The organism is Mesorhizobium metallidurans STM 2683 (assembly GCF_000350085.1).
GTDB lineage: Bacteria > Pseudomonadota > Alphaproteobacteria > Rhizobiales > Rhizobiaceae > Mesorhizobium > Mesorhizobium metallidurans.
In genome coordinates this window covers 1-11,071 of record NZ_CAUM01000075.1, presented here as the reverse complement: position 1 = coordinate 11,071, position 11,071 = coordinate 1, and the positions used below count along the sequence as shown (strand labels likewise).

The window sequence follows — 11,071 nt, the reverse complement described above, 5'->3', positions numbered from 1 at the left end:
CTCGGCGACATATCCTGACAGTCAAGCAGGACTGCTCAACTCAATTGGGATAGGCAACAACATATCTACGGAAAATTCGCTAGGCACAGCAGCTCTTGACGCGCGGGGCCTTCATGTCTTTGAAGATTTCACAATCGCTGCCCGGCCCGCCGGCGCACGCATCATTACATAGCGTGACAAAACCCTGAAGCCGCGTTTCCAAAGCCCTTAGCTCGACCATCTTCGCACGGACCTCGTCAAGATGCGCCTGGGCGATATCCCGCGTCTCGACGCAATCGCGCTCGGTGCTTATTGATAGTTCCAGCAGCACGCGGACCTGTTCGATGCTGAAGCCGAAATCACGGCATTGCTTGATGAAGGTTAGCCTGCTGATGTCAGATGCGTCGTAGTTGCGCTGCCCGCTTGCCGTCCGGTTTGCCGGTGGAAGAAGACCGATTTCCTCGTAATAGCGGATCGTCGGCGTATTGGTGCCCGTCGCCTTCGCCAGGGCGCCGATGGTGAACACGTGCATGTGAACATTCATGGCAGATTATCTCCTTGCCCTTCAAGTTACTTGAAGGAGTACGATAACACCAGCTTGAAAGACCGTCACGCGCCACCGGCGGAGCCGTTGCCGCCGACGACCTGTTCACACACTTCGTATCTGCATCCTTTACATGGAGACTTCAGCATGAACCGCCGTCACGTCCTCCTTTCCTGCGCCGCGATCATCCTAGCGCTCGCAACACCCGTCTTTGCCGCCGGCGACGACCCGCTGCCAGGCTTCACGGAGGCAGTTGCGGCCGGCGGACCGGTCCTCGTCCACGTCACCGCCCCTTGGTGCGGGGAATGCAAGCTCCAGAAGCCGATTGTCGCCAAGCTTCTCGGCACGCCTGACTTTAAGGACATGAAGGAGTTCAAGGTCGATTTTGATACGCAGAAAGACGTGCTGAAGCAGTTGCGCGTCCAGGTGCAAGCCACAATGATCGTCTATAAGGGCGGCAAGGAGGTCGACCGGATGACCGGCAAAACCGATCCCGCCGTGATCGAGGCCATCATGCGCAAGGCACTGTAGGTCGATGCTGCTCGCGCTGCTCGCCGGTATCCTCTCCATCCTGTCGCCCTGTGTTCTGCCGCTTGTCCCCGTCGTGTTGGCCGGCGCCGTGGCGGAACACCGCCTTGCGCCGCTAGCCTTGGCCGCCGGTGTGGCGCTATCGTTCACGGCGATCGGCCTGTTTGTTGCCACGATCGGGTTCTCTATTGGCCTGGACATGACAGTCTTTCGCACTGGTGCGGCGGTGCTCCTGGTCATTGTCGGCGCCGTGCTGTTGGGGCCGCGCCTGCAAGTTGGCTTTGCCACCGCTGCAGGACCGGTGAGCAACTGGACACAAAACCGCTTCAGCGGCCTGTCCACCTCCGGCATCTCCGGACAGTTCGGTGTCGGGCTGCTCCTCGGCGCGGTATGGACGCCCTGTGTCGGCCCGACGCTGGGTGCTGCCTCGATCATGGCGGCCCGGGGCGAAGATCTTGGCATGGTCACACTGACGATGATGGCCTTCGGCATAGGCACCGCCTTGCCCTTGCTGTTGCTGTCGGCGCTTTCGCGCGAAGCGTTACTCCGCTGGCGCGGGCGTATGATGAGCACGGCCAGCGGCCTCAAAATCGCGCTCGGCGCGTTGCTCGTTCTTGCCGGCGCTATGACGCTCTCCGGCTTTGATCGGACGGTTCAAACAGTCTTGCTTGACGCCCTTCCAAACTGGATGCTGTCCGTCACCACTGCCATCTGAAAATCCAAACAAGCATCTGGAGCCGACTCCCGGATGCGAAGCTACGGCGGGTACGTTGACCTGATTTGTATATGTGATGGTGACCATCGTTGAGATCCCCGGCTCCTTTGGACTTCGTTACGGATGGAGTCGCGTTGGTAGCTGGCGCGCAGCATACTGTCGCTCGCGCTTATACGCCGCGCGAGGAAACGGGCTTAATAGAGGGAGGTCTCATTCCTCCCTCTGCTCGTTGACCGTCGAAGAGGGCCTGCCTATGCCGCCATCTCCTTGATCTCAGGCTGTTGCCCATGCATCCAGTCAGCGGCCTGTTGCGCCTTGCTGGCGGCAGCGAAGATGGCCTTGGGGTCGCCCTTCAGGACCTTCAGCCACGAGGCGACATAAGCGGCATGATCGGGACGCGGATGGTGGGCAATACCCAAGTCGGCGAGGATGAGCCCACTGAGAATCTCGACGCAGCATTCCTCGGCGGCGTAAGCTGCAGATCCGAAACGGCCGGAGAGATCCCGGTCGAGCCTGTGCTTGGCACCACTGGCATGTCCATTCTCATGCAGCCAGACACCATAGAATGACGCGGCGTCGCGAAACGAGGTGAACGGCGGCATGAACACCGTGTCGTTCGAGGGGCGATAATAGGCTTCCGATCCTCCGAACGCGGTTTTGACGCCCAGGTTCGCGATGAATGCTTCTGCGTGGGAGAGACGTTCGGCCCCTGGCAGCGCGGGAGTTACCGGGCGCTCGTAGCCATCCACCTGCGCGACGTTGAACACGGAGAATGCACGGGCGAACATCCGCCGGTGCCCGTCATCGTCGTCTTCGTTGTCAGTCTGCCGGGAAGCTTTGATCTCGCGCCACAACACGACTGTCGTGGAGCGTTCTCCTTCGCGCACCTGCGCACCGGCGTCCTGCCATTGCTTGTAGGTGCCCCAGAGGCCATCACTATGCCCGGCTGCAAAGCCTGCGGCCCAGAGCGCCAGCGTATTGATGCCGCGATAGCGCTTGCCGGATGAGATGTTGATCGGACGCGCGACGCTGGTCCCATTGTGGAGCCAGGGTGCACGCCATTCACCTGCGCCTTGTTCGATCGCGGCGATAATCTCGGCCGTGACGCGGGAATAAACATCGGTGCGCGTCGTTGAATTGAAGGTGTGGGACATCGGAAGATCTCCGCGGCCGGCGGAGCGAGCCTCTCTCCCCCCTTCAACCGACCCCTCCACTCCGGCCTTCCTCTTCCTCTCCTGCCGCCCATTCGGGCGGCTATTCCTGGTTCTTTCTTGTCTCGTCATAATCGTTGCTCCTTCTCCGCCGGGCCTGTCCCGGCGTCGGAGCAGCGAATTGCGATGCGTCAGGCGCGCCCGCGCACTCGAAGAGCCGCAGCGCAAGCGAAGGACGGCGACCAGCCGTTGCGCGGACGCGCCGGGCATCGCGCGCTCCGACCACGCCGGGAAAGGCCGCCGGCGCAGCAGCACCGTGCCCACTCCGCGGGTTCAATGCTGTTATTGTCTGGTTCAGGCTTGCTGAGCCGACAGGTCCCGGCCCGCTTTGGAGATGAGCCGGATGTAGACCAACTCGCTTAGCAGTTCGACGAGCGTCTGTGTGACGATGATGGCGGGAAGGATTGGCACAGCGCCGGGGACGGCGAGACCTAGCGGCAGGACAACAAGCGAGTTGCGTGTTGCAGCGCTAAAGGCGACGGCTCTGGTCCTCGCAGCAGGCAGCCGAAAAAGACGGCCAACGATCAGTCCTGCGATCGGAGCCATAACGGCGAACGCGATGTAGACTGGCAGGACCTGCAGGGCGCTGGCACGCGCGGCGTCGAGTTGGGGAACGACCGCGCAGATAACGATGAACAGGACGAGCGCGGTCGCAGGAACGGGCAGCAAACCAAGAAGGTCAGACGCTCGGGCGCCCGTCTTACTGATGCGGCCCCAAAACTGGACCAGGCCGGCGAGGAGCAGCGGAACGGCGATCAGCCACACGAACGCATGGACGAACGGCTCGATCTGGATGAGGTCCCGGCTGTCAGGCCCCAACATGACCCCGAGATAGATCGGCAGCAGAAGCATCTGAACGCCCAGGAGCAGTGGCGTGGCTGCCAGCAAGCCGCGAGCGTCGGCACGACCGAGATGCGAGAAGGTCACGACGTAGTCGATGCATGGAGCCAGCAGCACGATCAGGACGCCGAGGCGGATCAGTGGATCCGGCGGCAGGAACTGGATCAGCAGCAAGACGATCAGCGGAACGACCACGAAGTTGGCAATCAGAAGCGCCGCCATGAAGCGTAGCTGGCGGAAAGCGCGCCCGAGTTCGGCCAGCGGAACCTGGAGGAAGGTTGCGAACAGCATCAAGGCAAGCGCCGGATTGATCGCCGTCTCCAGCATGCCAAGCGCCGGCGCCAGCACCGCAGCCAGAGCGGCGACGATCACAGCGGCGAAATAAATGACGACCTGATGCTGTTCGAGGGATTCGCGAAAATTTGAAACCGTCATGCCCGCCGACGCTCCGCGGCAATCGGCTTCATGCTGCCGAGATCTTCCAGGATGACGCAGTCGGGGCCAGGACCGCCCGCGCAGGCGACGTTGCAGCTTTCCACGAAGCCCGCAATGCTCTTCTCAAGCTCCCTCAGTTCCTTGAGCTTCACGCGAACCTCGGTCAGATGCTGCTGGGCCAGGTCCCGGGCTTCGAAACAGGATCGGCTCCGATCCTGTACGAGCGATGTCAGCGTTCGGACCTGCTCGATCGAGAAGCCGAAGTCCCGACAGCGCCGGATGAACGTCAGCCGCTTCACGGCATCATCGCCATAGCGTCGCTGGTTGCCCTCCTGGCGATCGGGCCGCGGCAGCAACCCGATCTCCTCGTAGTAGCGTATCGTTGGCGTGTTGGTGCCAGTCCGTTCGGCGACCTCGCCGATCCTCAATCCAGACATTTGCGGGTCCTTGGAAAATACCTCTTGAACTTCAAGCTACTTGAAGTCGTATCCCTATGCCAGCACGAAACGGCGCGGCACTCGCCCGCGCGAACCGAGGAGACACGACATGAATGACATAGCGGTAGCGCCGCCGATCGCCTGCACGCTGGATAGGGGTTCGTTCAAGGACAGGATCGCGTGGATAGCAGCCCTCAATGCACGATCGCTCACGTCCTCCCGGCGCAGCGATCTTGCCCTGACGCTGGAATATGGACCTGCCTCGCTCGATGATATCAGGGAACTGGTGCGCGGGGAGCAGGCTTGCTGCGCTTTCCTCGACTTCGATCTTGACGAACGCGCAGACAAACTGATTCTGACGATCACCGCACCTGAAATTGCCCGAGATGCAGCCGACATGTTGTTCGAGCAGTTCGAAGCAAAAAGCGCCGCTGCGGTCTCGTCCTGCGGCTGCGCGCCGGGATGCGCGGCATGACGGCGGAACGCAGATCAGGAAGCAAGGCCGCCGGTGCGGTCGCGGTCACCGCCTCGACGGCCGCTCTGGCATGCGGCGTATGCTGCGTTCTTCCGTTCGCCGTTCCGGCTGCCATCCTCGGTTCGGCTGGGGGTGTCCTTGCCTGGTTCGCGGAGGCCTATCGGTGGCTGACGCCGATCGCGCTCATTGCCGTCGCAGCCGGCTGGGCATGGGTCGGATACCAAAGTTGGCGCACGCGCCGTTCGCCCGCACGCCTCACCGTTGTCGCCATGATCTTCGCCACTGCAATGATGTTGGGGGCGTGGATCTGGCCGGCATTCGAGGGACGGCGATTGCGCTGTTGGGACAGGTTGGCATCATGAGCCTGGCGCGGTCCGGTCTTGGTCGATGCTGTTGAGGACGGCCATCGATCGGTCGAGATCCTGCTGAAGGATGCTTCGTTGGAGCTGGGACAGCCGCTTCTCCTTCAACAGGCTTGTGGCCTCCTCTGCGGAACGGGCCCATGCTGGCCGGTGTCTCGCGGTGATGCAGGCATTTGGACAAAGGGTCGGCTGGCAAAGCGCGGTCAGCGGGGCTCTGGCTCCGGTGGCCTGCTTCAGGCAGGCGGCCGTGCCTGGATCGAAGAAGCAGTCGGCGAGAACGCCGACATGCAATGTCCGCGCGAGACTCGCGAGCATCGTGCGGAGCCGGGCACGGTCAGCGATCATGGCCGGAAGCGGACCGAGATCGTCCGATATGCTGTCGAGCGTCTTCGCTACGCGCGCTGCCGCCGGCCCGGACAGCGTGGCTCCGGTCTGTCGCTCGTCGAAATAGGTCAAGAGATCTTCGATCTGACCAAGGCTGCGCTGGTTCTCGACTTCCGCCCGGAAGCCGGATCGGCTGGAGCCGGCATAGCCTTCGAACGTGGCGACGGAAGCATGCTTATACTGGATCATGCCGGCGATGGTGCCAAAGGGACGATTGGCGATGTGCCATGCGATCGTGCGTCTGAACTGCCGCGTCGTGATACGCCAAGGCTGTCCACTTGGTCCATTCGGGACCGCCGGCTCGTCCAGTGTTCCGAACAGGTCGTTGAGATGGTCGCGGAAGCGGTTGAGCTGACGGACGATCTCGGCCGAGAGGTGGTCCTTACAATAGGACTTCGCTGCCAATACCGGCCAAAGGGTCGTGAGATCACGAGCCGACGCCGAGGGAAATGACAGGCGTTCCAGAACCTCGATGGCTTTGGCAACTGGCTCAATGGTGATCCATTCGGCAGGTTCACCCTGGCTAGACTTGCCCTTGTAGGCGACGGATCGCACGCGATGGCGCATGATCATGCCATCTTCACTGCGCGTCAGGGAAAGGCATCCCCGCTGCATCGCCTGGACTTCGCAGTCCCGCATGCCGGTCAGATAGGCGCAGAGAATATAGGCTGCCGACTGCAGCATGCGCTCTTCCGTCGCGAGGGTCTTGGCGTCGAAGCGAGGCCGCCAGGGCTCGCCGGTCTCGGGCAGAATGGAGATCGGTGTATCCATACCCCCAGTCTCGACACCGAGTTCGAGCACCGCAGCTCTGATCTGGCGTGGAGCGCCGTTCGTGAGTTGGATGTGCATCTTCGGCTCGACGAGCGTGTCGATGCCGACGTGTAGATGAAGCAGGTGGGAGTTGACGGGTGGCGATAGGTCTCCTGTCTCGGGGTGTCGGAGAAATATGCCGTTATGGGCGGTGCCCCAGATCGGCACCCCGCGACCTTCACTGCGAAGCCGCCCGAAATAGTCCTCAAGCCGCTTACGCTGCTGGCGCCGTCGGTCTTGACGTCCGAGAACGCTGTCCTGCTCGATGAGCGCGGCGCAATGAGCTTCGAGACAATCCATCTCCTTGCGGGCTGCGAAAATATCGGCGGCAAACTCGGTGACATACCGGATCGACCAGGCGAGAAGCGGCGATATGATCGCCTCGGGAATCCGTGGCGTCCGGTTCTCGCGAACCTGACGATAGCCCGCAACGCGCGCAGGAGGTCTTCCGGCCCACGGCTGGAATGATAATCTTCCGGAAGGAAGATCATCGCGATAGGCATAGAGATCGAACAGGACCTCCAGCAGGTGGGTGACAATGACCGGCCGACGAGCACGGTCGGCCTTGAGGTGGCGGGCATAGCGGTCAAGAAGTGGCTGGTCGACACGGCGCAGATCGACCACACCGAGTTCATCACGCACGAACTCGAAGAAGCGTCGGGCGCGGTTGAAGACCTGCCGGACACTACCGGGAGAAAGAATCTTGCGGTGACCCGGCAGGTCGACGTTCAGCCGGGCATAGAGGAGTTCGCGCAACGCCTCGCGGACGCTCACATCCTCGACGGCCCCGAAATGCACGGTGACGTGACAGCGGCGGACGTTCTCGCGAAACACGGCCGGTCCGAGATCCCAGCTCGGATCGCCGTATCGCGATAGAGCGTCCCGATCAAAACCAGGCTTTAGAGGGGCGGTCCCGAGAACCGGGCGCAAATCGAGGTGCCGGGAGGTAGAAGCTGCTGGCACCGACCTCATCATTGCCGGGCCTCCGGCGGCAGATAGAGAGCATGCCTATCCGCCTCGCGACGGGCTTCCGCAATTACACTCTCGGGGAAAGCAGGAAGAACCTGTCCGGCAATGCGATCATGCGCGCGGCCGAACTTCATCGCCCAGTCTGCGGCCGACAGACCCGCCCGCTGATCTTCGATAAACCGCAGGAACGCGATGATCGCCGGCAGCTTGCGTGCGGTGATGACCGCATTGCGGCATTCGAGACAGCCCCAGAAAGCTTGCGGGCAAGGCTCGCCTGGCTTTCCGAAGGGGCTGCGGTCAAAACCAGAGCATGCCGCCAGCCAAACGTCCTGTTCACCACACAGGACACCATCGCGGTCCTTGTGTCCTTGGGGTGGGGCATCGCATTGGCGCCAGGACTCTTCCTCGGCTGGCGTCAGGACGATCGGACCGGCGGCCGCGGCGACTTCGGAAAATGCCTCGGCAACAGTGGCTTCGTGCAGCGGTCGCAGCGAGGGGATATCCGCGTAGTGGCGTGCGGCGATCTCAGGCGTATGCCCGACGGCGAAGCGGGTCATATGGCCCTCGGTCTTCAGATACCAGAGTGCCTTGTGGGTCTTGCGCAAGCGGGAAAGAACGAGGCGGAGCGGCTCACCATCGTCATCCACGAGATTATGCCCCTTTATCCATCTGGCCACGAGCTCCTGCTGATGGTCCAGACCTGCACGAAGCTGCTTCCGTCCGGTGTAATAATAGAGCCAAAGGTTCTCGCTTGGGACGAACTGCCGTGTGAAGGCCGTCACCTCAATTAACTTACGCACGAGACCGCCCGCTGTTCCGATCCCGCCGTCACGGACGCGAATGTGCTTGTGCTCAGCACCGCGGGCACGCCGCTTGACATACGCGATCTCGATCGTGCCATGTCCGGGATTCTGAAGGCAGTCGATCGTCAATGCCTTGCAGCATTCGAGCTCCAGGCCGGTCTCCAGAGACAGGAAGGTCAGAAGTGGTGGAATATCCATTGCACGTAGATGGAAACGTGCGTGTAGATCTTCAGCCAGGTCTGAAACGGGAAGATTGCGCCGCAGCCTCATAAAATAGAGGCTCTTGAAGGCGCGGTCCCCACTGCTGAGCCTGCCCGAGACAACGATCCGGGCATTGGCTTCGTCGGTCACTCTGCGGAGATTGGCATCGCCATCGTCACTCTCGAGCGGCTTCCCGATCCGCCGGAACATCCTGGCGATGTCGCCACGGGCAGCGTCCCGAAGCTGCCGTGCGACGAAGGGGCTATAGGCGTCACGTGGTCGGGATCGGCCGACGGATTGTCTGCTGGTGTAGCTCACTCGACGGCGGACGCCCTCATGCAGAAGCCCAGGCTGGTCCGCGTCGACCGAGCGCAAGGCGAGGATGGCTTTGGCGAGAACAGTGTGCCGGTGGATCGGGGTCATCCCGCCGGCTTCGAGGAAATCCTCATACCCATCGATATCGTCAGCGCGCAGATCGGCGGGCGTCTTTGCCGTGGACTGCTCGCGCAGATATGCGAAAAACCGGAGGTAAGCCTGAAAGTGCTGTTTAATGGTGCTCCGCGCACCTAGCGGACCACCAAGCTCGGACTGCCGGCGCAAAGCCCCTGCAAAAGCAATGGCGAAGGGTCGCGGATGCACGCCGGTGAGGTCAACCTCAAGCGTCCCGCCGTAGCGCGCCTCGACGTTGAAGCGCAGACCGAGCACCCGATCGCTGGCGTGCGGGGGAACAACGCCATCGGCTGGCGCAAAACGCACCGCGGCTCCCTTGCGTGGGCGCCCCGTCACAGCGTGGTCTCCGAGGGGAGCAGTCCCAGGAGTTCCTCGACGGCCGCATCGACGGTATCGGCGTGCATCGCGATGTGGTCGAGGTAGATGTAGGTCGTCGTCAGGCTGGCGTGGCCGAGAAGCCGTTGCACCTGCTGGAGAGGATCACCGAGCACCTGCCGGTATCCCTCCATCGGCCCGGCAGGCAAAGCAGCATCGCGGAGGCGGTGCTGAATGAGCATCGCCAGCATGTGAACGGCGAAGGTGTGACGGAGTTGGTGCGGACTGATGCCGATATCGAAACCGAAGGATCTGCAGCGGCTGGAGGCACGGGCGAAAATGACCTCCCAGGAGTTCGGCCGCACCGGCATGCCGATCTCCGAAAGCCACAATACCGCCGGTTCGCTCGGTTTGCTGTCGTTGTCGCAGATAATGATCCGGCAGCGTTCCTCGGGGCCGAGCAGATCGAGTGCGATATCGCCGCCGTCAAGCAATCGCAGCCGGGCAGCATGCCGCTCGCGGTGAACGAAGATCGGTCGGTCGGTCGATTGCCACGCCGAGCGCCGCTGGAACTTCGCGAGAGCATGAGCACGTTCGACATCGACATAGGCGCGCACCTGTTCAAGCAGTCGAGCGGGAACGAGAATCTGGCGGCCACGATCGCCCTTGGTCTGGGCATCCGGCAAATCCAGCCAGACCTGACGGCCCGGACGCTGATCGGCGAAAACGAGATCGGAGGTGAAGAGAGATGACGCTTCTTCCAGCCGAAGCCCTGTGGTCACGAGGAGATCGGAGAACAGCGCATTGCGAATGCCGTTGCGATCTCGGGCGCCGGGGCGTGTGCGGCCGTCAGCCAGAAGCCCCTTGAGACCAACATCCCGAAACCGCCGATAGTCGCCGAGCGTAACGAAACTGACGTCCGCTCGACGCGCGGCGGGTTCATAGGCATCGTTCCGTGCCGCAATCTGCGCGCGTCGGCCAGCGTACCCTCGCCTCCAGACCGAGCGGTGCGTGAAGGGTGCTTCCGCAATTAGTCCTTCCTGCACACCCCAGCGATATAACCGATCGAGGCAGGCGACGGCGCGATTCCAGGAAGCAGCGGAGATGCGTTGCCCGGCGGCGGCGCGGCGGCGAATGCGGTGATAGGCAAGGACATCATGCCGGTCGGCTTGCCATATCGTCTTCGAGCAGGCTTCCGAAAGAAAACGAGCCCAGACAAGAACGTCGTAGCCATAGGCACGAAGGGAATGGCGGGAGCGAACGCCGTTGAGAGGAAGGTCGCGGAAGAAGCGATCCAGATCAGGATCGTAGAGCGTTCCGTCCCGGAGGATCATTGGGACATGGGCGTCAAGGCCCTCCGCTGATCTGCGCTCCTGAATAGTGATGCTTGAAGCTGCGATTACATTGTCCACAAGTTGCTCAACCTTCCCCCGGACCCCCATCCGGGGAGCCAGCATCAACGAAGGAGTTCAACTTGCCCGGCACTCTCCAGGCCGGCCTCCGCCAGCTATTTGGGAGCGCTGCGTCCGGCCTGGAAAGCGCCTCCGTCAGCGTGTGCATCAACCTCAATAGAAAACTGAGAGTCGGTGCAGACTGTCAAGATAAGGCGACCA

Annotated in this window: 11 protein-coding genes; 4 read left to right on the top strand and 7 right to left on the bottom strand. The window is 62.1% G+C overall.

Features of this window, described 5'->3' with window-relative positions; genetic code table 11:
- Positions 1–79: 79 nt before the first annotated feature.
- Positions 80–523: a MerR family transcriptional regulator gene (locus tag MESS2_RS12905; protein WP_008874717.1), complete on the bottom strand. Its 444-nt coding sequence runs from the start codon at positions 521–523 to the stop codon at positions 80–82.
- 147 nt (positions 524–670) lie between these two features.
- Here MESS2_RS12905 and MESS2_RS12900 point away from each other — a divergent pair, with 147 nt between their 5' ends.
- Positions 671–1,054 (top strand): thioredoxin family protein, encoded by a 384-nt coding sequence (locus MESS2_RS12900; RefSeq protein ID WP_008874716.1) that lies wholly within the window; start codon positions 671–673, stop codon positions 1,052–1,054.
- Between the two features lie 4 nt (positions 1,055–1,058).
- Positions 1,059–1,766 (top strand): cytochrome c biogenesis CcdA family protein, encoded by a 708-nt coding sequence (locus MESS2_RS12895; protein ID WP_008874715.1) that lies wholly within the window; start codon positions 1,059–1,061, stop codon positions 1,764–1,766.
- Between the two features lie 251 nt (positions 1,767–2,017).
- On the opposite strand, the gene MESS2_RS12890 is transcribed toward MESS2_RS12895, so the two are convergent.
- The 3 genes from MESS2_RS12890 to MESS2_RS12880 form a co-directional block, all read right to left on the bottom strand.
- Positions 2,018–2,920: an ArdC family protein gene (locus MESS2_RS12890; RefSeq protein ID WP_040592880.1), complete on the bottom strand. Its 903-nt coding sequence runs from the start codon at positions 2,918–2,920 to the stop codon at positions 2,018–2,020.
- Positions 2,921–3,271: 351 nt separating this feature from the next.
- Positions 3,272–4,252 (bottom strand): arsenic resistance protein, encoded by a 981-nt coding sequence (locus MESS2_RS12885; protein WP_008874712.1) that lies wholly within the window; start codon positions 4,250–4,252, stop codon positions 3,272–3,274.
- Positions 4,249–4,689: a MerR family transcriptional regulator gene (locus MESS2_RS12880; RefSeq protein WP_008874711.1), complete on the bottom strand. Its 441-nt coding sequence runs from the start codon at positions 4,687–4,689 to the stop codon at positions 4,249–4,251. Before MESS2_RS12880 ends, MESS2_RS12885 begins: the two co-directional genes overlap by 4 nt.
- Before the next feature lie 109 nt (positions 4,690–4,798).
- On the opposite strand from MESS2_RS12880, the gene MESS2_RS12875 reads away from it, so the two are divergent.
- Positions 4,799–5,164, top strand: a complete 366-nt coding sequence (locus tag MESS2_RS12875) for a hypothetical protein (protein ID WP_008874709.1) — start codon at positions 4,799–4,801, stop codon at positions 5,162–5,164.
- Complete coding sequence (locus MESS2_RS12870; RefSeq protein WP_008874708.1) at positions 5,161–5,526, top strand: hypothetical protein; 366 nt, start codon at positions 5,161–5,163, stop codon at positions 5,524–5,526. Before MESS2_RS12875 ends, MESS2_RS12870 begins: the two co-directional genes overlap by 4 nt.
- On the opposite strand, the gene MESS2_RS12865 is transcribed toward MESS2_RS12870, so the two are convergent.
- From MESS2_RS12865 to MESS2_RS12855, 3 genes are all read right to left on the bottom strand, one after another.
- The gene (locus MESS2_RS12865; protein WP_341872359.1) at positions 5,521–7,554 is read right to left on the bottom strand and encodes an integrase; all 2,034 of its coding nucleotides are present in this window, start codon (positions 7,552–7,554) and stop codon (positions 5,521–5,523) included. The two genes, MESS2_RS12870 and MESS2_RS12865, sit on opposite strands and share 6 nt — an antisense overlap.
- 137 nt (positions 7,555–7,691) lie before the next feature.
- Positions 7,692–9,449 carry a hypothetical protein gene (locus MESS2_RS12860; RefSeq protein WP_008874706.1) on the bottom strand — a complete coding sequence of 586 codons (1,758 nt, stop codon included), beginning with the start codon at positions 9,447–9,449 and terminating at the stop codon, positions 7,692–7,694.
- Positions 9,450–9,475: 26 nt separating this feature from the next.
- On the bottom strand, positions 9,476–10,900 hold the full coding sequence (locus MESS2_RS12855; RefSeq protein ID WP_008874705.1) for a tyrosine-type recombinase/integrase: 1,425 nt from the start codon (positions 10,898–10,900) through the stop codon (positions 9,476–9,478).
- Between the last annotated feature and the right edge of the window lie 171 nt (positions 10,901–11,071).

Excerpts from the sequence above, each read along its gene's own strand:
- MESS2_RS12895 (WP_008874715.1), top strand. The coding sequence starts at position 1,059 with ATGCTGCTCGCGCTGCTCGCCGGTATCCTCTCCATCCTGTCGCCCTGT.
- MESS2_RS12855 (WP_008874705.1), bottom strand. The coding sequence starts at position 10,900 with ATGGGGGTCCGGGGGAAGGTTGAGCAACTTGTGGACAATGTAATCGCA.
- MESS2_RS12870 (WP_008874708.1), top strand. The coding sequence starts at position 5,161 with ATGACGGCGGAACGCAGATCAGGAAGCAAGGCCGCCGGTGCGGTCGCG.
- MESS2_RS12885 (WP_008874712.1), bottom strand. The coding sequence starts at position 4,252 with ATGACGGTTTCAAATTTTCGCGAATCCCTCGAACAGCATCAGGTCGTC.
- MESS2_RS12905 (WP_008874717.1), bottom strand. The coding sequence starts at position 523 with ATGAATGTTCACATGCACGTGTTCACCATCGGCGCCCTGGCGAAGGCG.
- MESS2_RS12880 (WP_008874711.1), bottom strand. The coding sequence starts at position 4,689 with ATGTCTGGATTGAGGATCGGCGAGGTCGCCGAACGGACTGGCACCAAC.
- MESS2_RS12900 (WP_008874716.1), top strand. The coding sequence starts at position 671 with ATGAACCGCCGTCACGTCCTCCTTTCCTGCGCCGCGATCATCCTAGCG.
- MESS2_RS12890 (WP_040592880.1), bottom strand. The coding sequence starts at position 2,920 with ATGTCCCACACCTTCAATTCAACGACGCGCACCGATGTTTATTCCCGC.
- MESS2_RS12875 (WP_008874709.1), top strand. The coding sequence starts at position 4,799 with ATGAATGACATAGCGGTAGCGCCGCCGATCGCCTGCACGCTGGATAGG.